Origin of the sequence: Mycolicibacterium pulveris (assembly GCF_010725725.1) — a bacterium.
Taxonomy (GTDB): Bacteria; Actinomycetota; Actinomycetes; order Mycobacteriales; family Mycobacteriaceae; genus Mycobacterium; species Mycobacterium pulveris.
Genome location: NZ_AP022599.1, coordinates 1,163,893 through 1,187,857 on the forward strand (window position 1 = coordinate 1,163,893; position 23,965 = coordinate 1,187,857).

The 23,965-nt window shown below is 67.8% G+C and carries 15 protein-coding genes; 3 read left to right on the forward strand and 12 right to left on the reverse strand.

Annotated features, from left to right (window positions below; translation table 11 throughout):
* The first annotated feature begins 137 nt into the window (after positions 1–137).
* The 3 genes from G6N28_RS05945 to G6N28_RS05955 are packed head-to-tail and all read left to right on the forward strand — an operon-like array spanning position 138 to position 3,651.
* Positions 138–773, forward strand: a complete 636-nt coding sequence (locus G6N28_RS05945) for a TetR/AcrR family transcriptional regulator (protein WP_163898069.1) — start codon at positions 138–140, stop codon at positions 771–773.
* A complete protein-coding gene (locus G6N28_RS05950; protein WP_163898072.1) occupies positions 773–2,635 on the forward strand; it encodes an FAD-dependent oxidoreductase in 1,863 nt (620 codons plus the stop codon). Before G6N28_RS05945 ends, G6N28_RS05950 begins: the two co-directional genes overlap by 1 nt.
* A gap of 38 nt (positions 2,636–2,673) precedes the next feature.
* Positions 2,674–3,651, forward strand: a complete 978-nt coding sequence (locus G6N28_RS05955; protein WP_163898075.1) for a YihY/virulence factor BrkB family protein — start codon at positions 2,674–2,676, stop codon at positions 3,649–3,651.
* 63 nt (positions 3,652–3,714) lie between these two features.
* On the opposite strand, the gene G6N28_RS05960 is transcribed toward G6N28_RS05955, so the two are convergent.
* The 12 genes from G6N28_RS05960 to G6N28_RS06015 all read right to left on the reverse strand — a co-directional run bounded on the left by G6N28_RS05960 (position 3,715) and on the right by G6N28_RS06015 (position 23,765).
* Positions 3,715–4,605 carry a type IV toxin-antitoxin system AbiEi family antitoxin domain-containing protein gene (locus G6N28_RS05960; RefSeq protein ID WP_179962024.1) on the reverse strand — a complete coding sequence of 297 codons (891 nt, stop codon included), beginning with the start codon at positions 4,603–4,605 and terminating at the stop codon, positions 3,715–3,717.
* A 148-nt stretch (positions 4,606–4,753) separates the two neighbouring features.
* Positions 4,754–8,710 carry a DNA-directed RNA polymerase subunit beta' gene (locus G6N28_RS05965; protein WP_163898081.1) on the reverse strand — a complete coding sequence of 1,319 codons (3,957 nt, stop codon included), beginning with the start codon at positions 8,708–8,710 and terminating at the stop codon, positions 4,754–4,756.
* Positions 8,711–8,746: 36 nt separating this feature from the next.
* Positions 8,747–12,232: a DNA-directed RNA polymerase subunit beta gene (gene rpoB, locus G6N28_RS05970; RefSeq protein ID WP_407664941.1), complete on the reverse strand. Its 3,486-nt coding sequence runs from the start codon at positions 12,230–12,232 to the stop codon at positions 8,747–8,749.
* A gap of 389 nt (positions 12,233–12,621) precedes the next feature.
* Complete coding sequence (locus G6N28_RS05975) at positions 12,622–14,382, reverse strand: alpha/beta hydrolase family protein (protein WP_163898086.1); 1,761 nt, start codon at positions 14,380–14,382, stop codon at positions 12,622–12,624.
* Positions 14,383–14,580: 198 nt separating this feature from the next.
* Positions 14,581–16,371 (reverse strand): alpha/beta hydrolase family protein, encoded by a 1,791-nt coding sequence (locus G6N28_RS05980; protein WP_163898088.1) that lies wholly within the window; start codon positions 16,369–16,371, stop codon positions 14,581–14,583.
* Positions 16,372–16,491: 120 nt separating this feature from the next.
* A complete protein-coding gene (locus G6N28_RS05985) occupies positions 16,492–18,684 on the reverse strand; it encodes a molybdopterin-dependent oxidoreductase (RefSeq protein WP_163898090.1) in 2,193 nt (730 codons plus the stop codon).
* A 36-nt stretch (positions 18,685–18,720) separates the two neighbouring features.
* A complete protein-coding gene (locus G6N28_RS05990) occupies positions 18,721–19,746 on the reverse strand; it encodes an ABC transporter ATP-binding protein (protein WP_163898092.1) in 1,026 nt (341 codons plus the stop codon).
* A 104-nt stretch (positions 19,747–19,850) separates the two neighbouring features.
* On the reverse strand, positions 19,851–20,930 hold the full coding sequence (locus G6N28_RS05995) for an ABC transporter ATP-binding protein (protein ID WP_163898094.1): 1,080 nt from the start codon (positions 20,928–20,930) through the stop codon (positions 19,851–19,853).
* Between the two features lie 183 nt (positions 20,931–21,113).
* Complete coding sequence (gene rplL, locus G6N28_RS06000) at positions 21,114–21,509, reverse strand: 50S ribosomal protein L7/L12 (RefSeq protein ID WP_163898096.1); 396 nt, start codon at positions 21,507–21,509, stop codon at positions 21,114–21,116.
* 42 nt (positions 21,510–21,551) lie between these two features.
* Positions 21,552–22,079, reverse strand: coding sequence for a 50S ribosomal protein L10 (rplJ, locus tag G6N28_RS06005; RefSeq protein ID WP_163898098.1), 528 nt, complete (start codon positions 22,077–22,079; stop codon positions 21,552–21,554).
* Positions 22,080–22,362: 283 nt separating this feature from the next.
* Entirely contained in the window at positions 22,363–22,803 is a 441-nt protein-coding gene (locus G6N28_RS06010; RefSeq protein WP_163898100.1) for an anthrone oxygenase family protein, read from the reverse strand.
* Positions 22,804–22,859: 56 nt separating this feature from the next.
* Positions 22,860–23,765, reverse strand: coding sequence for an ROK family protein (locus G6N28_RS06015; protein ID WP_163898102.1), 906 nt, complete (start codon positions 23,763–23,765; stop codon positions 22,860–22,862).
* Positions 23,766–23,965 lie beyond the last annotated feature (200 nt).

Below are 23,965 nucleotides of genomic sequence, written 5' to 3' on the forward strand. Positions count from 1 at the left end.
GAACGTGGGTTACCCGCACGCGGCACGCAATGTTCGCGCGACACGACCCCACACTCGGCGGGGCGACGGTTGCGCCCCGCCCCGCCGCCCGCTACAGTCGAACCGTACCGTTCGGTTCGGCTACGAAACGGAGCGAGATGGCGGCAAACCCGCGCGGCGACGTCAAGGTCCAGCAGATCCGCCGGGCCGCGCACACCCTGTTCCTGCGCCACGGCTTCGCAGGCGTGAGCACCGCGGCCCTGGCCAAAGAGGCCGGCGTCTCGAAGGAGACCTTGTACTCGCGCTTCCCCAACAAGGACGCCGTGCTCGCCGACGTGCTCGAGCACCTCATCGCCTTGGGTGAGACCGGCGACGACGCCGGCGTTCCTGCGCCCACGACGACCGCGGACCTGCGCGACGCGTTTCGGTCGCTTGCGCGTGATCTCGGCGGCCAGCTCGTTCAGCGCGACTACATCGAGTTGGTGCGCATCGTGGTCGCCGAAACCCCGCGGCTCCCCCACCTCGGCGAGATCTTCCGGCGTTCGGTGCCCCAGCGCGCATTCCAGCGCACCGGCGAACTTCTCGCCGCCGGCAAGCAGGCCGGTCTCGTCGGCGACGTCGACGTGCCGACGGCGGCGCGGATGTTTTTGGGCCCGCTGGTCTTGCATGCCCTGCTCCACCTGCTGCTGGTCGCACCCAGCGACGACGAAGCCCCCGTGGCGCCCATCGACGTCGACGCGCACGTCGACCTTTTCCTTGCTGCCATCACCGCGCCGAATACCAAGGAGGACTGATGAATTCCGACGTACTGGTGGTCGGCGCCGGGCCGACCGGCCTGACGATGGCCGTCGAGCTGGCACGCCGCGGCGTCGACGTGCGCATCATCGACGCGGCGCCCGCGCCCACGACCGAAACCCGAGCCCTCGGCGTGCAACCCAGGACGCTCGAACTCTTCGAGCGGCTCGACCTCGCCGAGGCCGCGGTCGCAGAGGGCATGAAGGTCACCGACTTCAAGGTGTTCAGTGAAGGCAAGCAGTTCCTGCACCTCGACTTGGAGGGCCTGGACAGCCCGTATCCGTATCTGCTGATGTTGCAGCAGCCGCGGGTCGAGGCGCTGCTGAACGCGCGCCTCGAGAGTTTCGGCGTCACGGTGGAGCGCGCGATCGAATTGGCCACGCTGAGACACGATTCCGATGGCGTTGCGGTCGAGCTGCGACACGGTGACGGCACGGTGGAGCACACGCGGACGTCCTGGCTGATCGGTTGCGACGGCGCGCACAGCACCGTCCGCCATCAGCTGGGGGTGCCGTTCGTCGGTGCCGCGTTCGAAGAGAACTTCGCGGTCGCCGATGTCGAAATGGACTGGCCACTGCCGCACAACGTCTTTCACGCGTTTCTCAACCGCGGCAACTTCGCAGCCTACTTCCCGATGCCGGGTGGGCTGCACCGGCTCACCATCGCCTACCGCCCCGGCCAGACCCCCACCGGCGACGTCACCGACCAGGAACTACAGGCCGCCGTCGACCGCGGCGCACCACCGGGCGCCCGCATCACAGCGGTCCACTACGCCGGGCGGTTTCAGATTAACCAACGCAAGGTCGCCCGCCACTCCGTCGGCCGGGTGTTCCTCGCAGGCGACGCGGCGCACGTGCACTCCGTGGTGGGTGGACAGGGAATGAACACCGGCATCCAGGACGCGTTCAACCTGGGGTGGAAACTCGCCGCGGTGGTCAACGGGCACGCGGAACCACCTCTTCTGGATTCCTACGCCGAAGAACGTGCGCCCGTCACGCACCGGCTCGTGAAAGGCACGCGTCGTGCGACGCGAACGACGTTGTTGCGCAATCCGATCGCGACAGCCATGCGACGCCACATCGCACCACACATCACGCCGCGGCCACGGTTCCAGCGCGTGCTGAGGCGCGCACTGACCCAGCTTGACGTCTCGTACCGTGACGGCACCGGCGGCAGCAACGACGACCGCCTCGCCGTCGGCGACCGGTACCCCGACATCGGACTGCTGCACCCGACCAAGTACACGTGGCTGACGCCCGCCACCGAGGCTGCACGCCACCCCGACCTGGTCGCCGTGCGTCACGTCGACGACGGCGCCGCGCCGACCCTGGTCCGGCCCGACGGCTACATCGCCGCCCTTGGGAACGACACCGCCTTGGCGAGTACCTCGAAAAGACCTTCGGGCAAAGGAATTTCGTGTGGACCGTCGTCCCTGATCAGGCTTCTACGAAGGAGGTTCACCATGCCCGCACCACGATGGGTTGCCCGCGCCAACAAGAAAGTGCTCAACCGGGTGACCAAGTTCATCGCGCCGTGGGCGCCGGGATGGGCGGTCGTGATTCATCGCGGCCGCAAATCGCAGCGCGTCTACCGGACACCGCTGTGGGCGTTTCGGCGTCAGGACGGCTTTGTCATCGCGTTGACGTATGGCTCGCAGGCCGACTGGGTGCGCAACGTCCTCGCCGCCGACGGCTGTGAACTCGAGACCCGACGCCGGCGCTACCAGGTCGGGTCCCCGCGCGTCTACTACGACGAGGACGCCGCGGACATGCCGGCGTTCATTCGGTTCATGCTGCGCAACGTGATCAAGGCACCGGAGTTCCTGCGCGTGGACGTGGTGCGCGAACTGTCGGCCGTCTAGCCCCGCGCCGAGTGTGGGTCGCGGCCTACCCTCAATGCGTGCCATCTGGAAGCGACCGGCCGCCGTTCTCGTCGTGGTCCGATACCGTCGCCTCCACCCTCACGACGCTGCGACGACGCCCGCTTATCGCGCTGAACCGTGCGCCCCGGCCCGTGCGGCAGGGCGGGCGGCTGATCGTCCGCACCGTCGATGACACCCTGCGCGACCGCGTGCCCGGGCTGGCCGCCGAGGTGGCGCTGTTCTCGCTGATCTCGCTGCCGTCGCTGCTGATTGCCATCCTCGGCTCGCTCGGGTTCATCGCCGAGGCGCTGGGCCCCGACGGCAGCGCGGAACTGCGCCGCCTGCTGCTCGAGGCGCCCAGCTCGCTTCTGTCCGAACGCACCTTTCAGTCCTACAGTCGCGTCGTCGAGGCCGGGCTGGCGCAAAGCCGCGGCAGCGTGATCTCCATCGGCATCGTGCTGAGCCTGTGGACCGGGTCGCGGGCGGTGAACCGCTATTTGGAAACCATCACGATCGCCTACGGCGTCGAGCCCAGGCCCGCGTGGCGACGACGGCTGCTGGCATTGGGGCTGACCGTCGGAGGGCTCGTCGGCGCGGCCGCGATCCTGCCGCCGCTGGTGTTCGGGCCCGACCTGGTGGCCTGGCTGACCCCAGAGCCGTTGACGGCCAGCACGTTGCGGGCCCTGGACCTGTTGTTCTGGCCGGTGATGGCGCTGCTGATCCTGATCGGGCTGGTCACGCTGTACCACTTCGGCGTGCCGTGGCGGACACCCTGGCGCCGCGACATCCCCGGGGCGGTGCTGGCGATGGCGCTGTGGTTGATCGCGTCGGCGGGTCTGCGGACATATCTGTCGCTCAGCGCGCGCGACGACGCGGTGTACAGCCAGCTCGCAGTGCCGATCGCGGTGGTGCTCTGGCTCTACATCACGGCTTTCGCGGTGCTGCTTGGCGCGGAACTCAACGCCGAGATCGAAAAGATGTGGCCGCACGACAAGTACCCCTGGCGGCTGCGGTGAATTTCCCGCGAGCAGACGCGTACACCCCCATTTTGGGCGGAAATTGGGGGTGTACGCGTCTGCTCACCCGGCGAGTCGAGCCCGCTCAAGATGTCCGGAGATGCGTCGCACCAACTCGTACGGGTGTTTGCGGACGTCGTCGACGACCATCGGCACGACGGTCCATCCGCATTCGGCCAACCTGGCGGCCTTCATGCGGTCGCGCTTCCACCCTTCCGGGCTGGCGTGCCACTCCACGCTGTCGTACTCGGCGACGACTTTCGCGTCGAGCCAGGCAAAGTCAACCCGCCACAGGTTGCCCTGCAGGTCGATGATCTCGTACTGCAGCTCCGGCAGCGGCAGACCCCCGTCGATGAAGACAAGCCGCGCCTCACTCTCCATCGGCGACTCGCTTCGCCCGTCCGCAAACTGCACGAGTTCGCGGACTTGAACGATGCCGCGTCGCCCCTTCTGTTCGTTGATTGCCGCTACCAGTTCCGACTGCGTGCAGCATCCGGAACGCAGTGCGGCGTCGAGAACGGCCAGCGCCCGCGGCCGTCGCAATGTTCGCGCGATCTCGACGGCCGTCCAGGCCGGCGCCGTTGCGATCCGCCCGCCAACGACGCTCAGCGGGGCGCCAAGGCGTTGGTGCACCATGACCTCGGGTGACGGCCGCATCCGGATTCCAGGGTCGAGAACATGAATCCGTTCCTCGGGTTCGGTGTCAAAGCCGTACATCTCGGCGGCCGTCTGCATGCAAGCGACAACGCGCTTACCGCACGCCAAGTCCAGTGCGGCGAGCCTGCCGGCCACACCGGGCGGCGTCATCGCGTACACACCACGCCGGACGCGGATCAGCCTGCCGGCGCGGACGGCGCACTCGAGCGTCTTGGGCGAGACCACGGCCAGCAGCTGTCCCCTGGTGGCCACGCCCCCGTTGGCGGCGAGCACCGCTTCCACAGCGTCCAGCGACATGCCATGCATATTCGCGGGCAACCGCCCGCGACGGAAGGCCGCATGCCGAAAGCCTGTGGATAACCCTCCGCCAGCCTGGCGAACAGACGCAAAAACCCCCAAAACCATGGGATTTTGGGGGTTTTCGCGTCTGTTCGCGCAGAACGGGTCAGCCGCGGTAGTCGCTGTAGCCGTAGTCGTCCAGCGGCACCGCAGCACCGGTGGCCTGGCCGAAGTCCGGGCTGTAGTACTGATCCTCGTAGGACGGGATCGTGTACGCCGCAGCGCGGGCCTCTTCGGTGGGCTGCACCTGGATGTTGCGGTACCGATGAATACCCGTGCCGGCCGGGATCAACTTGCCGATGATCACGTTCTCCTTCAGACCATTCAGCTTGTCGCTGCGGCAGTTGATCGCCGCATCGGTCAGCACGCGAGTGGTCTCCTGGAACGACGCCGCCGACAGCCACGAATCGGTGGCCAGCGACGCCTTGGTGATACCCATCAGCACCGGGCGACCGGCCGCGGGCTCGCCGCCCTCGGCGACCACCCGGCGGTTCTCGGCCTCGAACTCCGCACGCTCGGTCAGCGAGCCGGGCAGGAACTCCGTCGAGCCCGAGTCGATGATCGTGACGCGCCGCAGCATCTGCCGGACGATCACCTCGATGTGCTTGTCGTGGATCGACACGCCCTGCGCACGGTAGACCTCCTGGACCTCCTTGACGAGGTGGATCTGCACCTCGCGCGGGCCCTGGACGCGCAGCACCTCGTGCGGGTCCGCGGAGCCCTCCATCAGCTGCTGGCCCACCTCGACGTGGTCGCCGTCGGCGAGCAGCCGCTCGGTGCCGTCCTCGTGCTTGAACACCTTCAGGCGCTGACGACGAGACAGCTTGTCGTACACCACTTCCTCGCCACCATCGTCGGGGATGATGGTGATCTTGTAGAAGCGGTCGCCCTCTTCGAGCCGCACCCGGCCGGAGACGTCGGCGATCGGCGCCTTGTCCCGCGGCACGCGCGCCTCGAACAGCTCCTGCACGCGAGGCAGACCACCGGTGATGTCGCTGCCGCCGGTGACGCCGCCCTGGTGGAACGTGCGCATGGTCAGCTGCGTACCGGGCTCGCCGATGGACTGCGCGGCGACGATGCCGACGGCCTCGCCGATGTCGACGAGCTTGCCCGTGGCCATCGAACGGCCGTAGCACATCGCGCACACACCGGTGCCGGTGGCGCAGGTCAGCACGGAGCGGACCTTGACCTCGGTGATGCCTGCCGCCAGCAGCGCCTCGATCGCCGGGTCGCCCAGGTCGTGACCGCGCTCGACGACGACGTTGCCGTCAGCGTCGACGGCGTCGGTCGCCAACGTCCGGGCGTACGCCGAGGTCTCGATGTGCTGGTCGCGCATCCACGTGCCGTCGGGCTGCTTCTCGGCGAGCGTGACGGTGATGCCGCGCTCGGTCTCGCAGTCGTGCTCGCGCACGATGACGTCCTGGCTGACGTCGACCAGACGACGGGTCAGGTAACCCGAGTCGGCGGTACGAAGAGCGGTGTCCGCCAGACCCTTTCGGGCGCCGTGGGTGTTGATGAAGTACTCCAGCACGGTCAGGCCCTCGCGGAACGAGGACTTGATCGGACGCGGGATGAACTCACCCTTCGGGTTGGTCACCAGACCCTTCATGCCGGCCAGCGTCCGGGTCTGCGTGAAGTTACCGGTGGCGCCGGAGTCCACGATCGTGATGATCGGGTTGTCCGACGGGTAGTGCTTCCGCAGCGCCTCGCCGACCTCTTCGGTCGCCGTCTGCCAGATCTTGACCAGCTCGCCGTTGCGCTCCTCGTGGTTGAGCTTGCCGCGCTGGTACTGCTTTTCGATCGCGTCGGCTTCCTTCTCGTAGCGCTCCAGGATCTCCTGCTTCTCCGGCGGCACCAGCACGTCGGCCATCGACACGGTGACACCCGAGCGGGTGGCCCAGTAGAAGCCGGCGTCCTTGAGCTTGTCGACGGTCTGCGCCACCACGATCATCGGGTACCGCTCGGCCAGATCGTTGACGATGCGGGCCTGCACCTTCTTGTGCATCTGCTCGTTGACGAACGGATACTGAACCGGCAGAAGCTCGTTGAACATCACCCGGCCCAGCGTCGTCTCGGTCGTCCACGCGTCGCCGGGCTTCCAGCCGTCCGGGAACAGCTCGGCCTCGACGTCGGCGGGCGGACGCAGGTCCGTCAACCGCACCCGGATCTTGGCGCGCACCGACAGCGCGCCGCGGTCCATCGCCATGATGGCCTCGGCGGGCGAGCTGTACACGCCGCGCTCCGGCGAATCCTTGGTAGCAGGCTGATATTCGCCTGCCTCGCCCTCGATCATGGTGGTCAGGTAGTACAACCCGGTCACCATGTCCAGACGCGGCATGGCCAGCGGACGGCCCGACGCCGGCGACAGGATGTTGTTCGACGACAGCATCAGGATGCGCGCCTCGGCCTGCGCCTCCGCCGACAGCGGCAGGTGCACGGCCATCTGGTCGCCGTCGAAGTCGGCGTTGAACGCCTCGCACACCAGCGGGTGCAGCTGAATCGCCTTGCCCTCCACCAGCATCGGCTCGAAGGCCTGGATACCCAGGCGGTGCAGCGTCGGTGCGCGGTTCAGCAGCACCGGGTGCTCGGCGATGACCTCTTCGAGCACGTCCCACACCTGCGGACGCTGGCGCTCCACCATCCGCTTGGCGCTCTTGATGTTCTGCGCGTGGTTCAGGTCGACCAGACGCTTCATCACGAACGGCTTGAACAGCTCCAGCGCCATCAGCTTGGGCAGACCGCACTGGTGCAGCTTGAGCTGCGGGCCGACCACGATGACCGAACGGCCCGAGTAGTCGACGCGCTTACCGAGCAGGTTCTGGCGGAACCGGCCCTGCTTGCCCTTGAGCAGATCCGACAGCGACTTCAGCGGGCGGTTGCCCGGCCCGGTGACCGGACGGCCGCGACGGCCGTTGTCGAACAGCGCGTCCACCGACTCCTGAAGCATGCGCTTCTCGTTGTTGACGATGATCTCGGGCGCGCCCAGATCGATCAGCCTCTTGAGCCGGTTGTTGCGGTTGATGACGCGGCGGTACAGGTCGTTCAGGTCGGAGGTGGCGAACCGGCCACCGTCGAGCTGCACCATCGGCCGCAGCTCCGGCGGGATCACCGGAACGGCGTCGAGCACCATGCCCATCGGCGAGTTCGACGACTGCTGGAACGCCGCCACCACCTTGAGCCGCTTGAGCGCACGAAGCTTCTTCTGCCCCTTGCCACTACGGATGGTCTCGCGCAGCGACTCGGCCTCGGCGTCGATGTCGAAGTTCTCGATCAGCCGCTTGATGGCCTCCGCGCCCATGGCGCCGGTGAAGTACTCGCCGTAGCGGTCCTGCAGCTCGCGGTAGAGCACCTCGTCGACGATCAGCTGCTTGGGCGCCAGCTTGGTGAAGGTGTTCCAGATCTCCTCGAGCCGGTCCAGCTCACGCTGGGCGCGGTCACGCAGCTGGCGCATCTCACGCTCGCCGCCGTCGCGCACCTTGCGGCGCACATCGGACTTGGCACCCTCGGCCTCCAGCTCGGCCAGGTCGGCCTCGAGCTTCTGCGCGCGGGCCTCCAGGTCGGCATCGCGCTGGTCCTCAACGGCTTTGCGCTCGACGGCCATCTCGGCTTCCAGCGTCGACAGCTCGTTGTGGCGCATCTCCTCGTCGACCTCGGTGATGACGTAGGCGGCGAAGTAGATGATCTTCTCGAGATCCTTGGGCGCCAGGTCGAGCAGGTACCCGAGCCGGCTCGGCACACCCTTGAAGTACCAGATGTGCGTGACGGGCGCGGCCAGCTCGATGTGGCCCATCCGCTCACGACGCACCTTGGCGCGGGTCACCTCGACGCCGCAGCGCTCACAGATGATGCCCTTGAAGCGGACGCGCTTGTACTTGCCGCAGTAGCACTCCCAGTCGCGAGTCGGTCCGAAGATCTTCTCGCAGAACAGGCCGTCCTTCTCCGGCTTCAGCGTGCGGTAGTTGATGGTCTCCGGCTTCTTGACCTCACCGAAGGACCAGTTCCGGATGTCCTCCGCAGTGGCGAGGCCAATCCGGAGCTCATCGAAGAAGTTGACGTCTAGCACGTAACTCCCTTTCCCCTTGCGGGACTAGAAAACTAATTAGGCCAAATCCTCTACGGACGCAGATTCGTTGCGCGACAAGTTGATTCCCAGGTTCGCCGCGGCGCGCTCCAGGTCCTCGTCGTCGCCGTCTCGCATCTCGATCGCGGCGCCGTCGGAAGACAGCACCTCGACGTTGAGGCACAGCGACTGCAGTTCCTTGAGCAACACCTTGAACGACTCCGGAATGCCGGGCTCGGGGATGTTCTCGCCCTTGACGATCGCCTCGTACACCTTGACCCGGCCGACCGTGTCGTCGGACTTGATGGTCAACAGCTCCTGCAGCGTGTACGCCGCGCCGTAGGCCTGCATGGCCCAACATTCCATCTCGCCGAACCGCTGGCCACCGAACTGCGCCTTACCGCCCAGCGGCTGCTGGGTGATCATCGAGTACGGGCCGGTGGAGCGGGCGTGGATCTTGTCGTCCACCAGGTGGTGCAGCTTGAGGATGTACATGTAGCCGACCGTCACCGGGTACGGGAACGGTTCGCCGCTGCGCCCGTCGTACAGCATCGCCTTGCCATCGCTGTCGACCAGCTTCTCGCCGTCGCGGTTGGGCAACGTCGAGGCCAGCAGCCCCTGCAACTCCTCGCCGGAGGCGCCGTCGAACACCGGGGTCGAGACGATGGTGTTCGGCTCGGCCTCCAACAGGTCGTCGGGCAACTGGTTGGCCCAGTCCGGCTTGCCCTCGACCTTCCAGCCGCTGTGCGCGGCCCAGCCCAGGTGCGTCTCGAGGATCTGGCCGATGTTCATCCGCCGCGGCACCCCGTGGGTGTTCAGGATGATGTCGACCGGCGTGCCGTCCGGCAGGAACGGCATGTCCTCGACGGGCAGGATCTTGCCGATGACGCCCTTGTTGCCGTGGCGTCCGGCCAGCTTGTCGCCGTCGGAGATCTTGCGCTTCTGCGCGACGTAGACGCGGACCAACTCGTTGACGCCGGCGGGCAGCTCGTCGTCGTCCTCGCGGGAGAACACGCGGATGCCGATCACCTTGCCGGACTCACCGTGCGGCACCTTCAGCGACGTGTCGCGGACCTCGCGGGCCTTCTCACCGAAGATCGCGCGCAACAGCCGCTCCTCGGGGGTCAGCTCGGTTTCACCCTTCGGGGTGACCTTGCCGACCAGGATGTCGCCGTCGCGGACCTCGGCGCCGATGCGGACGATGCCGCGCTCGTCGAGGTCGGCCAGCACCTCATCGGAGACGTTCGGGATGTCCCGGGTGATCTCCTCGGCGCCCAGCTTGGTGTCGCGGGCGTCGATCTCGTGCTCCTCGATGTGGATCGAGGTGAGCACGTCCTCTTCGACCAGGCGGTTGGAGAGGATGATCGCGTCCTCGTAGTTGTGGCCCTCCCACGGCATGACCGCGACGAGCAGGTTCTTGCCCAGCGCCATCTCGCCGTTCTCGGTGCACGGCCCGTCGGCGATGACCTGGCCGGCCTCCACCCGGTCGCCGGCGTCGACGATCGGGCGCTGGTTGGCGCAGGTGCCGTGGTTGGACCGGGCGAACTTGCGCATCCGGTAGGTGAACCGGGTGCCGTCGTCGGCCATCACGGTGATGTAGTCGGCGGAGACCTCTTCGATCACCCCGGCCTTGTCGGCGACGACGACGTCACCGGCGTCGATCGCGGCACGCAGTTCCATGCCGGTACCGACCAACGGGGCCTCGCTGCGCACCAACGGAACCGCCTGGCGCTGCATGTTGGCACCCATCAGGGCGCGGTTGGCGTCGTCGTGCTCGAGGAACGGGATCATCGCCGTCGCGACCGACACCATCTGGCGCGGCGAGACGTCCATGTAGTCGACCTCGCTCGACGAGATCTGCTCGACCTCGCCGCCCTTGCGGCGCACCAGCACGCGGTCCTGCAGGAAGCGGCCGTCGTCGCCGATCGGCGAGTTGGCCTGCGCCACGACGTAGCGGTCCTCCTCGTCGGCGGTCAGGTACACGATCTCATCCGTGACCACCCCGTCGACGACCTTGCGGTACGGCGTCTCGATGAAGCCGAACGGGTTGACCCGCGCGTACACCGACAGCGAGCCGATCAGACCGATGTTGGGGCCTTCCGGCGTCTCGATCGGGCACATCCGGCCGTAGTGGCTGGCGTGCACGTCGCGCACCTCGAGGCCGGCGCGCTCACGGGACAGACCGCCCGGGCCCAGCGCCGAGAGGCGACGCTTGTGGGTCAGGCCCGACAACGGGTTGTTCTGGTCCATGAACTGCGACAGCTGGCTGGTGCCGAAGAACTCCTTGATCGCCGCCACGACGGGACGGATGTTGATCAGGGTCTGCGGCGTGATCGCCTCCACGTCCTGGGTGGTCATGCGCTCGCGCACGACGCGCTCCATGCGCGACAGGCCGACCCGGATCTGGTTCTGGATCAGCTCGCCGACCGTGCGCAGGCGCCGGTTGCCGAAGTGGTCGATGTCATCCACTTCAACAGGGACCTCGGCGCCGCCGGGCACCGTCATCGTCGCGTCGCCCTGATGCAGCCGCACCAGGTACTCGATGGTGGCGACGATGTCCTCTTCGGTGAGCGTGGTCGTCTCGATCGGCTCACCGGGATGCATGCCCAGCTTCTTGTTGACCTTGTAGCGGCCGACGCGGGCCAGGTCGTAGCGCTTCTCCTTGAAGAACAGGTTCTCCAGCAGGGTCTGCGCGGACTCCTTGGTCGGCGGCTCGCCCGGGCGCAGCTTGCGGTAGATGTCCAGCAGCGCCTCGTCGGTGCCCGCGGTGTTGTCCTTCTCCAGCGTGCTCATCATGATCTCGCTGAAGCCGAACCGCTCGGTGATCTGCTCGTTGGTCCAGCCCAGCGCCTTCAGCAGCACGGTGACGGGCTGGCGCCGCTTGCGGTCGATACGCACCCCGACGGTGTCGCGCTTGTCGACGTCGAATTCCAGCCACGCGCCGCGGCCGGGGATCACCTTGACGCTGTGCAGCGTCTTGTCGGTGGACTTGTCGATGGTCTCGTCGAAGTACACGCCGGGCGAGCGGACCAGCTGAGACACCACGACACGCTCGGTGCCGTTGATGATGAAGGTGCCCTTCTCGGTCATCATCGGGAAGTCGCCCATGAAGACCGTCTGGCTCTTGATCTCGCCGCTCTCGGCGTTCATGAACTCGGCCGTGACGAACAGCGGCGCCGCGAACGTCATGTCCTTGTCTTTGCACTCGTCGACGGAGGCCTTGACGTCGTCGAAGCGCGGATCGGAGAACGTCAGCGACAGGTTGCCTGCGAAGTCCTCGATCGGGGAGAGCTCGGTGAGCACCTCTTCGAGCCCGCCGATCGGGTTGACGTCGCCGCGGGCCTTGGCCTTTTCTTTCCACTCATCCGAGCCGATCAGCCACTGGAACGACTCGGTTTGTACGTCAAGAAGCCCCGGAACCTCGAGCGGTTCACGGAGCTTGGCAAAAGAAACTCGGTTGGGTGCTCCTGGGACGGAGTTATTGGGATTAGCTACGGCTGTCTTGTTTGGGCGGGACCCTGCCAAGATGCATCCTTCCAGCACCTCATGCGACTATCTGGAATACCGGGTGCGCCGGTTTTCCGAAACGGCCGCGATATCTGCATCGGTTCGGCTGGCCTCTCCACGACCACAGCCTCCCGACCACGCGGCACGCGACTAGATCACTGAGCTGGGCTCAGGCTAGAGACATCGGTGTCAAGTGCGGGTTTAGGTGGGCAGGATGCAGCCAGCGCAACGTCCAACAATAGCGCAGAACGGCGCATTCATCAACCACCGTGTGCGGAGTCACAGGGGCGCTGGCTGGCGTCTTCAACCCTTGCACACATGCTGACCAACAGACTGGCGTGTCGCGGCCCTTCCGTCAAGAGATAACGCCGGGTTGGTGTGGAGTTTTGTCCCGAAACCCCGGCGAATCACACGGCGGCCGCGCCCGCGCACGACCCCGTCGCGGCCGGTTCGGTCGAGCACGCCGCGAAGTCGTTGGAGTTGATCGAATGCAGCAGCCCGGCAAAGAACCACTCGATCGGCGACAGTGACGCCGGCGGGCCGGGCAGCACGTACCCGCGGGCCGGCCCGGCGTCGGTCGGGATGTCGATCACGGTCTGGCCGGGCTGCCCCGGATCGCCGTAGATGCCGGTGCGCGTAGCCGGGTCATACACCCGACCGGCGTACATGTCGGTCAGCCAGCCCTGCGAGAGCACCTGAACGGCTTCGACGTTGTTCGGCGTCGACCAGCCGAACACCAGCCCGACGAACGCCTGGACCAGGCCGAAGTAGGCGTCGCTGCGGAACGCATCCGAATGCGCGCCCCCGATCAGCTGCACCCCGTTGAACTGGCCGGGGCGCTTCTCGGTGAGCACGTTGTTCGCGCCGCCGCCGTAGTTGATCACCGACGGCGCCGCGGCGACCTGCAGCACCGGCACCGACGACGGCAACTTGTCCAGAGCCCGGCCCAGCGCGCCGTTGGCCGCCGAGCCGTCGTAGAGCAGGACGCCGGCCAAGTCGGCCTTCTGCTCCGCCGCCGCCCCGTCGTAGAAGTAGCCGGCGGCGCCCGCGGCCAGCATGCTGCCCGCGGACTGGCCGGCGAAGACGAACTTGTCGGGCAGCGTCCCTTCGAAACCGGCGGCCCGGGCGCTGGCGAGCAGGGCGTCGCGGTCATCCTCGAACAGGCCGGCCACCGCGGCGTGCATCGGATCGGCGGTGAGGCTGCATCCGTCGCAGGCGAAATAGTTCGACGTGATCGTCGGCGCCACCACGATCGCGTTGTTGCGCTCGGCGAGCTCGGCCAGCGTGAGGTTGTAGATGCCCGCGTGCGCCATGAACCCGTGCTGGAAGTAGATGAACTTGTCGGGTTGTCCTTCCTTCGGGTAGTACCAGTCGGCGTCGGCGGTGTAGCCGTCGCCGCAGTCGATCTGCAGCGTGGAGCGGCCGGCGCTCACCGTGCTGCCCGGCGGCACGGCGGGCGGGCCCACGATTAGCTTCACCATGAAGTCGATGACGCTCCACGCCAGCGTGCCGATGATGTTGATCAGCGACGGGCGGGCCGGGGCCTGCTGTTGAGCCGCCGGGGCGACCATCGCGATCTGCGTGACCGCGGATTTCTGTTCCGGTTCGAAGGCTCGGACGGCTTGGTCGACGGCGCCCGTCGTGGCGGACGGCTTGCTGTCGGCGGTCGCGGTTTCGACGGTCGGCTCGGTCGGCTCGGTCGGCTCGGTCAGCTGCGTCGGCTCTTCGGACTGCTCCGGCGCCTCGACCTCGTTGACGACCGCCGCCAGGGCGCTCGTCGGCTCGGTGTCGGCGTCGGTGTCCGTGGTTGCGTGGTGACCGGAGCCCGACAGGGTCTCGTCATCGGTCGTCTCGGCGGCGACCGCGTCGTCCTCGGTGGCGACCTCCTCGGTGACGTCCTCGGTCTCGGTGTCGTCGACGACGTCCTCGTCCTCGGTGACGTCCGTGTTCTCGGGGTCGACGCCCCCGGCGGCCTCCTCAGCGGCGTCGTCGGCCGAAGCGCCGGTGTCACCGGCCGCCTCGGGCTCCGACTGCGACGACGCCGACGGCCCGGGGCTGGTGCCCGAACTGGGTTCGGCGATCGCGATGCCCGCGCCGACCAGCACGACGCACGACATTCCCGCGGTGAGCACCCCCGCGCTCACCCAGCGCAGCAACCGGTCATTCATCGCCGTTGCCCTACCGCACAACCGCTGTCAGCGACGTCAATTCCGGACTCCACGACAACCCCGCCCCCGGATCTGCAGCGCACACACCTGCGCTTACCCGCGTCGAGAACCGGTCGACCATGCCTCCTCCTGCCAGTCCCAGCAAACGCTACCGGGTCGCCGCGGCCGCGGAGGCGATTAATCGAAGCGCTTACGAAATCATGCGGCGATCGAATCCGAGCACGACTCCCCCGCCGCGGCACCCACCGACGCGGCGACACACGCCGGGTCGAACCGGAAGATTCCGCTACCCAGTTGGACCAGCGGTTGCAGCAGGTTGAGCAGGAACGGCTTGGTCAGCGTGTTCGGCAACGCGACCAGCATGGCCACCCCGCCGGGAGTGGTGAGCTCCAGAGCCTCGCCGGGTTCCAGGTCGTAGACGCCGGTCGCCTGATCGCCTGCGAACATGTCGTTCGCCCAGGTCACCATCAGATGCTGCGCCGCGGCCACGTTGCGTGCCTGAGAGAATCCGGACACCAGCTGCTGCGAGAACTGGATGACCGGGTTGCCGCCGCGCATCGCGTCGACGTGGGCGCCGCCGACCAGGGTGACGCCGACGAACTGGTCCGGCCGCGCCTCCATCAGCGCGTCGCTGCCGACACCGAACTGGTTCCAGAAGTAGCGCGGCGCGGCGATCTGGTAGATCGGGATGTCGAGCGGCACCTTGCTCAAGGCGCCGGCCATCGAGTCGTCGAGACCGACGCCGTCGAGCAACACCACACCGGCCAGCCGGTCAGCGCTGCCGTTGTCGATCATGTAGCCGGCCGCCCCCGACACCGCGCCGCCGCCCAGCGAGTGGCCCATCAGCACCACCCGGTCGGGGATCGGGCCGTCGTAGCCGGCCATCGCCGCGCTTTCGGCGAGCGCGGTGTTGTCCTCGTCGAACAGGCCGGCGATGGCCTGGTGCATCGGCGGGGCCCCGAGCCAGCAGGCGTTGGCGGCCAGGAAGTTCGAGGTGATCGACGGTGCGACGACGATGCTGTTGGTTTCGGCGGCCAGCGCCGCTGCGGTGTGGCTGTACCACGGAGCGGCAGCCAGGAAGCCGTGCTGCAGGTAGATCATCCGGTCGGGCGGGTTGTCCTCGGCGCCCTCGGGGATGTACCAGTCCGCGGGCACGCCGAACCCCTCGCCGGGCGCGCATCCGCAGTCGATGCGCAGTGAGGAACTGCGCACCGTCACCGTGCTGCCCGGCGGAAGCAGCGGCGGCCCGCCAAGCAGTCGGGTCAACGCGTGGTACACGCCGAAGATCACCGTGCCGACGAAGTCGAGGACGGTGGTCAGCGGATCCGTGAACAGGGCGGAGATGGGTGCCGCGGGTGCCGCGGCCGCGAACGTGATCGCCTCGACCGTTCCGGCGTCCTTGACCTTGGCGGCGACGTCGTCGACGACGCCGACGGTGGCGCGCTGCTGGGTCACGGCCGCGGCGACCGGTTCGGCGGATTCCTCGCCGTCGTCCTCGGCGACGACGGTGTCGACGGGATCGGAGTCGGCGGCGACGTCCCTGACGGGCGCGGTCGCGGGCTGCTTGACCTGCGCGGTGGACGCGGTGGTGTCGACGAGATCGCTGTCCGAACGGTCCTCGGCGGTGTCTTCGGCGCTCGGCTCCTCCTCGGCGGCGAGCTCTTCCTCGGCGGCGGGCTCTTCTTCGCCGGCGGGCTCTTCCTCGTCGGTGGGCTCTTCCTCGGCGGCGGGCTCTTCCTCGTCGGCGGGCTCGGTGAGCTCGGTGTCGTCGACCTCCTCGGAACCCGTCGTCTCGGGCTCGCCGGTGGCCGAATCGGTTGAATCCTCGGCGCCCTCAGCGGGATTCGCGGTCTGCGAGGTGCTCTTGGTGTCCGACGAGGAACCTGAACCCTCGTCGGCGATCGCGACCCCCGCCCCGACGAACATGGCCGCCGTCACCCCGGCGGCGACCACGCTCGCGCTGAACCATTTCAAGATCTCCTCACCCATGACGGCTGAATCTATTGCCCCAACCACCGCCCAAAGGGACAAACGGGCGGAAAAGTGCGAGTGGATTTCGCCGTTTCGTCGATCTCGCGGCGGGTAGGCCGGGCGCTCGACGACCGGGACCTAGCTCGCGGGCTCGGCACGGACCACCCGCACCGGCACGCCGGTCAGCCGCGCCATCCCGGCAAGGCGCTCGATGTCGTCGGGGTGACTCGACATCAGCTTGTTGACGTTGGCACCGCCGGCGCGGTTGGCCAGCCGCCACCCCGCGGTGCCCTTGTGCCCCCAGCCGTGCGGAACGGCGACCACCCCGGCGACGATGTCCTTGGTGACGATCACGGGCAGTTCGATCTCGCCGCTGACCGACGCGATCCGCACGACGTCACCGTCGGCGATGTCGGCCGCGGCCGCGTCGTCGACGTGCATGCGGGCGTGCTGGGTGCGCTCGCCGCGCATCAGCAGCGGCGAGTTGTGCATCCACGAGTTCTCCGAGCGCGCCTCGCGCATGCCGATCAACCGCATCGGATAGCCGTCGGGCACGCTGCGCCGGGCCAGCTTGTCGACCTCGCCACTGATCTCGTCGTGGCGCAACCGGACTCGCCGCCCGCGATAGACCACGACATCACGCAGCACCCCAGCGCGCAGGTTGGCCGCCAGCACCTTGCCGTGCGGATACGAGCCCGTCAACCGCGCGAAACTCAACCCGCCGCGCCGCAGACCGAACCGGTCGCCGCCCTCCCCCAGCCGGATCAGTGCATCGACAAGCAGCCGCGGGGACAACCGAACACCGAACACCCCCAACATCTTTCGCATAAACGCCTGCATCGCCAGCCCCGGCGTCAGCCGCCACAGCCGCTGGGCGAGGTCGTCGATGATCTCCCACTCCGCGCGCGCCTGCCCCACCGGCGCGATCACCGCCTCGGTGGCCTGACGGAACGGCGTGGGCTGCAACGTCTGGAACGGAAGCGGAAAGTCGTCGCGTTCGTACATGCTGGTTACCGGCAGCACGTAATCGCAGTGCGCCAGCGTCTCGTTGACGTAGAGGTCGATGCCGACCATCAAATCCAGTTGGGCCAAGGCGGATTCGAGTTCATCACCGTTGGGCACCGACAGCACCGGGTTGCCCGCGCTGACGAACAGCGCCTTGACCTGGCCGCGTCCTGGGGTGGTGATCTCCTTGGCCATCACCCCGGCGGGTTCGGACCCGAGCACCGAGGGGAACCCGCCGATCCGCGAGCGCCTGCGGAAGTACACCCCCCGCAGCAGCGCCGCGCCTGCCTTGTTCAGCCACCGCTCCCCGGGCAGCCCGTACCGGCCGAACATGGCACCGCCGGGGGCGTCCAGGTTGCCGGCCACCAGGTTCACCGCGTCGAGCAGATACGTTGTGAGCGTGCCATTTTCACCGGTGCTGGTGCCGACGCGGCCGTACACCGCGGCGCGGGGGGTGCGCACCAGGTCGCGGGCCAGGTTGCGGACGGTGTCCGGGTCGATCCCGGTGCGCGCCGCGGTGGCCTCGGGGGAAAACGGCCGGGCGAGCTGCGAGAGCCAGTCGACGCCGTCGGCCTGGCGGGACAGCGACGCCCGGTCGGCGAGGTTCTCGGCGAACATTACCTGCAGCAGCGACAGCAGCAGATACGCGTCGCCGTCGGGAACGATGCCCAGCCATTCGAACTGCGCGGCGGTCTCGGTCTTGCGCGGATCGATGACCAGCACCCGGCCGCCGCGCTTGACGATGTCGTGCATGCGGTCCTTGATCCGCGGCTGGGTGAGCACACTGCCATGCGACACAACAGGATTGGCACCGATGACGACCAGCAGGTCGGTGCGCAGCACATCGGGAACCGGCAGCGCCAACGGCGTTCCGTACAGCAGCTGGCTGGCCACGAAGCGGTTGTTGACGTCTTGGCTGCCCGCGGTGAACAGATGCATGCGCGGCCCGACGCCGGCCATGAACATGTTGAGGCTCAACGTGTGCGAGTAGCTGAATGCCCCGGGATTGCCGAAGTACCAGCCGACGGCGCCCGGCCCGTGCGCACGGTGAATCGCCGCCAGCCGCCGTGCGATATCGGTCATCGCCTCATCCCACGACACCGGCGAAAAGTGGCCGTCGGCGCCCCGGCGCAACGGGGTCGTCACACGGTCGGGGTCGTTGACTACCTCGGCGAACGCGATGCCCTTCTGACAGGCGAACCCCGCAGAGACCGGATGGTCCCTATCCGGGCGCAATTCGATCAGCCGGCCGGCCTCGACGGTGGCGATCATGCCGCACAGCGGCTCGCAGATCCGGCAGAACGTCGGCTTGTGCTCGCGCGTCATCACCAACAGCATGCGCCTTCGGCGCGGCCGAGTCGACTACTGTCCGGCCGTGCGAACAGGCCCCGTCGACGGCTCGTAACCGTCGCTGCGTTCGAGATCCTCGCGGATCGCGGCCTGCGCGGCCGGCGGCAGGGTGTGCAGGATCTCGCGCACCCGGGCCTGGCGGCGGGCCACCGCCTTGCGCTCCGGCATGCCCGGCGTCGGGGTGATCTGCCGCGGCACCCCCTGGATCTCCTCGACCCCGCCGTCGTGATGACCGGCTTCGACCATCGCCTGCTCCTCGGCCATCGTCGACTCGTCCTTCTCCTCCGACATGCCGATCGGGCCGACCCGCCGTCCGTTGAGGAACTGCTTGACCACCGGCTCATCGCTGGTCAACAACACCTCGCGGGGCCCGAACATCACCAGCTGCCTGCGGAACAACATGCCGATGTTGTCGGGCACGGTGCGCGCGATGTTGATGTTGTGCGTGACGATCAGGATCGTGGCGTCGATCTGGGCGTTGATGTCGATCAGCAGCTGCGACAGATACGCGGTACGGACCGGGTCCAGACCGGAGTCGGGCTCGTCGCAGAGGATGATCTCCGGATCCAGCACCAGCGAGCGGGCCAGCCCGGCGCGCTTGCGCATACCGCCGGAGATCTCACCGGGGAACTTGTTCTCGTCCCCCGCGAGCCCGACCAGCTCGAGCTTCTCCATGACGATGTTGCGGATCTCGCTTTCCTTCTTCTTGGTGTGCTCACGCAAGGGGAAAGCGGTGTTGTCGTAGATGCTCATCGAGCCGAACAGCGCGCCGTCCTGGAACATCACACCGAACAGCGTGCGGATCTCGTAGAGCTCCTTGGCCGTGCATTCGACGATGTTGGTGCCGTCGACGATGATCTTGCCGCGATCGGGGCGCAACAAGCCGATCAGACATTTCAGGAAGACCGACTTACCGGTACCCGACGGACCCAGCAGCACGCTGACCTCACCCGGGGGGATGTCCAGCGTGACGTCTTCCCAGATGCGCTGGGGCCCGAAGGACTTGGTCAGCCCTTCAACCTGAATGCCGATGCCCATACGACCTCACCTCTACTGCTGACGCGGTCCGCACCTGATCAAATCAGGTGCTCCTAACCAGCATGCGCTATTCGCGCAGGTAAGTCGATCGAAACGGGCGGCGGTTACCTCTCGGCTGTGGGGATGGCACCGGTCGGGGCGTCGTCCTCGACGGCGTGGTGCCGCGCGGTCGGGGTGTCGCCGAACTCGTTGGCCGGGTACTGCCGCGTGCCTTCGAGGTCCTCGCGGATCGCGGCCTGCGCGGCCGGCGGCAGGGTGTGCAGGATCTCGCGCACCCGGGCCTGGCGGCGGGCCACGGCCTGGCGCTCCGGCATGCCCGGCGTCGCCTGGATCTGCGGGGGCACCCCCTGGATCTCCTCGACCCCGCCGTCGTGGTGGCCGGCGTCGAACATGGCCTGCTCCTCGGCCATCGTCGACTCGTCCTTTTCCTCCGACATGCCGATCGGGCCGATCCGGCGCCCGTTGAGGAACTGCTTGACGACGGGCTCGTCGCTGGTCAGCAGCACTTCGCGGGGCCCGAACATGACCAGGTGCTTGCGGAAGAGCATGCCCATGTTGTCCGGCACGGTGCGCGCGATGTTGATGTTGTGCGTGACGATCAGGATCGTGGCGTCGATCTGGGCGTTGATGTCGATCAGCAGCTGCGACAGATACGCGGTACGGACCGGGTCCAGACCGGAGTCGGGCTCGTCGCAGAGGATGATCTGCGGGTCCAGCACCAGCGAGCGGGCCAGCCCGGCGCGCTTGCGCATACCGCCGGAGATCTCGCCGGGGAACTTGTTCTCGTCGCCGGCCAGACCCACCAGCTCGAGCTTCTCCATGACGATGTTGCGGATCTCGCTTTCCTTCTTCTTGGTGTGCTCACGCAAGGGGAAAGCGGTGTTGTCGTAGATGCTCATCGAGCCGAACAGCGCGCCGTCCTGGAACATCACACCGAACAGCGTGCGGATCTCGTAGAGCTCCTTGGCGGTGCACTGGATGACGTCGGTGCCGTCGACGATGATCTTGCCGCGCTCGGGGCGCAGCAAGCCGATCAGGGACTTCAGGAAGACCGACTTACCGGTACCCGACGGGCCCAGCAGCACGCTGACCTCGCCCGCGGGGATGTCCAGCGTGACGTCCTCCCAAATTCGCTGGGGCCCGAAGGACTTGGTCAGCCCTTCAACCTGAATACCAATGCCCACGCGAAATCCTTCCGCCAGATTTTTTTTCGCCACAAGTCACCCACCTGTGGCTTGAGTCACTGTAGCTTATGCCGTCTCGTCAGAACACAAGAGTGCGGTCATCGTGATATTGACGTGGCCGGCAGTACAGACGGCTGTGGGGCCGGCCTATTTGCTAGACCAGCCCCACAGCGTCGAATTTGCCTACTTGACGGTGACCGTCGCGCCGGCGGCCTCGAGCTTCTCCTTGGCCTCGTCGGCCGCAGCCTTGTCGACCTTCTCGAGCAGCGGCTTGGGAGCGCTGTCGACCAGGTCCTTGGCCTCCTTGAGGCCCAGGCCGGAGACGATCTCGCGGACGACCTTGATGACGCCGATCTTCTTGTCGCCGGCGCCCTCCAAGATGACGTCGAACTCGGACTGCTCCTCGGCGGCCTCGGCGGGGGCACCGCCGGCGGCAGCGCCGGGGGCGGCCGCGACGGCGACCGGGGCGGCGGCGGTGACCTCGAAGGTCTCCTCGAACTTCTTGACGAACTCGGAGAGCTCCAGCAGCGTCAGTTCCTTGAACGCGTCGAGCAGCTCGTCGGTGGACAGCTTGGCCATGTTGGGGTCCTTCCTAGTTTTGGATTGGGTGGTATCGGATGGTTAAGCGGCTTCTTCGCCGGCCTTCTTCTCTTGCAGTGCCGCGGCCAGTCGCGCGACCTGCGACGCCGGAGCGTTGAACAGGCCGGCAGCCTTGGTCAGATTGGCCTTCATCGCGCCGGCCAGCTTGGCCAGCAGCACCTCGCGCGATTCCAGGTCGGCGATCTGCTCGACCTCGGCGACGCTGAGCGGGCGGCCGTCCATGTAGCCGCCCTTGATGACGAGGGCCTTGTTGTCCTTGGCGAACTTCTTGAGCGCCTTGGCAGCGTCGACGGCCTCGCCCTTGACGAACGCAATCGCGGTGGGACCGACGAACAGGTCGTCGAGACCCTCGATGCCAGCTTCCGCCGCGGCACGCTTGACCAGCGTGTTCTTGGCGATCCGATAGCTGGCGGAATCACCGAGCGACCGACGCAGTTCGGCCAGTTGGGCGACCGAAAGACCGCGGAACTCGGTGACGACCGTGGCCGTCGACGAGTTGAATCGCTCGACGATGTCGGCAATTGCGGCGGCCTTGTCCTCCGTGGCCATGCATGCCTCCTCGTGGTTGGTTGTCGACGTTCCGCCTCAACCGCCCCGAGAATGACGAACGCCCCGACGCAGACAGGTCGGGGCGCACACGAATACAGCGTTAGCCTCGTCCTCCTGCGTGGGCCGCCGGGTCAAACCCGGACCTTCGACCGATTTTGCAAGCGCTCATCGGTGACCGACGGTCTTCGGTGGAACCGACACAGGATAGCCTGCCGCGCGCCGATCAGCCAAAACGCCGCCTCCCCTCCGCGATTTCGGCGCGTGCATGGCCCGTCAGGGTCGATCAGCGCGCCGAAATCACCACGCCGATGACCAGCAGCACGTACAGCGCGACGAGCAGGAACACCCGCCGCCAGTGCAGCCGGTCCCACAGCCGCGCGTCGTCCCGCGACGCGTCGACCGCCCCTGACCAGCGGCCGATCCGGTTGTTGACCGGCACCATCAGCGTCACGGTCATCAGCACCACCACGGCCATCACGGCGGCCGCGGTGATGACGTACCAGTCGCGGGTGACGACGGCGGCCGCGATGAGCACCAGCAGGGTGCCGATGTACCAGAACGGCATCACCTTGCCCAGCACCCGGCTGCCGTCGCTGCGGGCCTGGGCGAACCCGTCGTCGGGCAGCCGGGCGAACACCGGGTTGGTGAATGCCGCGACGGCGATCTCGACGCCGACCATCGGGCCGCTGATTAACAGGGCAAGGGATCCCACGACTGCGTCCATGCCCTCGACCCTCGCATCTTTGCGATTTGGGCGCGATCATAGCCCGCCGGCGGCTATTACCGCGCCGAAATCACCAAGGCGGCCGCCCCGATCAGCCCGGCCTCGCTGCCCAACTCGGCCGGCAGCACCCGCAGGCCGTGCAGGAAGTCCAGCCCGGCGTAGGAGGCCAGCGCCTCGCGCACCGGGTCGAACAGCAGGACGCCGGATTTGGCCACGCCGCCGCCGATGACGACGAGGTCCAGATCGCACACGGCGGCCACCGACGCGATCATGGCGGCGACGGCGGTGGCGCCGCGCCGAAACGCGCGCAGCGCCACGGCGTCTCCCGCGGTGGCGGCGTCGGCGAGTTCCTTGGCGTCGGCGTCGACGGGCGCGTCCCAGCCTTGGGTGCGGGCCCACTGCGCCATCCGCGGGCCAGCGGCGATCGTCTCGACGCAGCCGCGCCCGCCGCAGCTGCACGGCGCGCCGTCGGGGTCGACGACGACGTGGCCGACGTGCCCGGCGTTGCCGGTGCGTCCGCCGTAGGGGGCGCCGTCGAGGACCAACCCGCCGCCGACGCCGGTGGACACCACCATGCCGAGCATGAACCGCGCGGCGCGGCCCGCCCCCCGCCACCGCTCGCCCAGCGCCATGCACAACCCGTCCCCGCGCAGCCGCACCGGCGCGTCGACCACCGCGGCCACCCGGTCTGCCAGCGGAAAGCGTTGCCACTCAACGATGTTGATGGGGCTGACGGTCCCGGTTGTCATGTCGATCGGCCCGCTGCACCCGATGCCCACCCCGCGCACGCGGCCGCCGGCCGCCGCCAGCGCCTCGCCGATCAGCGCTTCGACGGCCGCCCACACCGTCTCGGCGTCACCGTCGGGCGTCGGCGACTTGAGCTTGTGCACCAGGGTGCCGTCGTCGTCGACGAGGCCGACGGCGATCTTCGTGCCGCCGATGTCGATCGCCAGCGTGGTCATCAGTGCCGGTGGGTGTTGTCGGGCTGGCGCGGGTCGCCGGGGTGCTCGTAGCCGGGGGCGAGTTCGACGACGGCGGCGCAGCGCGCGTCCAGCCACCGCCGAAACGCGCGGCGACGGGCGGCCCCGCGCAGGTGCGCGGCGACCGCGTCGGCGTCGTTGAACCGCAACGGGTTACGTCGCCGGTACGACGCCACCTCTTC

Coding starts and splice junctions, on each gene's coding strand:
- G6N28_RS05945 (WP_163898069.1), top strand. CDS start 138: ATGGCGGCAAACCCGCGCGGCGACGTCAAGGTCCAGCAGATCCGCCGG.
- G6N28_RS05950 (WP_163898072.1), top strand. CDS start 773: ATGAATTCCGACGTACTGGTGGTCGGCGCCGGGCCGACCGGCCTGACG.
- G6N28_RS05960 (WP_179962024.1), bottom strand. CDS start 4,605: ATGTCGCTGGACGCTGTGGAAGCGGTGCTCGCCGCCAACGGGGGCGTG.
- G6N28_RS05975 (WP_163898086.1), bottom strand. CDS start 14,382: ATGAATGACCGGTTGCTGCGCTGGGTGAGCGCGGGGGTGCTCACCGCG.
- G6N28_RS05980 (WP_163898088.1), bottom strand. CDS start 16,371: ATGGGTGAGGAGATCTTGAAATGGTTCAGCGCGAGCGTGGTCGCCGCC.
- G6N28_RS05985 (WP_163898090.1), bottom strand. CDS start 18,684: ATGACGCGCGAGCACAAGCCGACGTTCTGCCGGATCTGCGAGCCGCTG.
- G6N28_RS05990 (WP_163898092.1), bottom strand. CDS start 19,746: ATGGGCATCGGCATTCAGGTTGAAGGGCTGACCAAGTCCTTCGGGCCC.
- rplL (WP_163898096.1), bottom strand. CDS start 21,509: ATGGCCAAGCTGTCCACCGACGAGCTGCTCGACGCGTTCAAGGAACTG.
- rplJ (WP_163898098.1), bottom strand. CDS start 22,079: ATGGCCACGGAGGACAAGGCCGCCGCAATTGCCGACATCGTCGAGCGA.
- G6N28_RS06010 (WP_163898100.1), bottom strand. CDS start 22,803: ATGGACGCAGTCGTGGGATCCCTTGCCCTGTTAATCAGCGGCCCGATG.
- G6N28_RS06015 (WP_163898102.1), bottom strand. CDS start 23,765: ATGACCACGCTGGCGATCGACATCGGCGGCACGAAGATCGCCGTCGGC.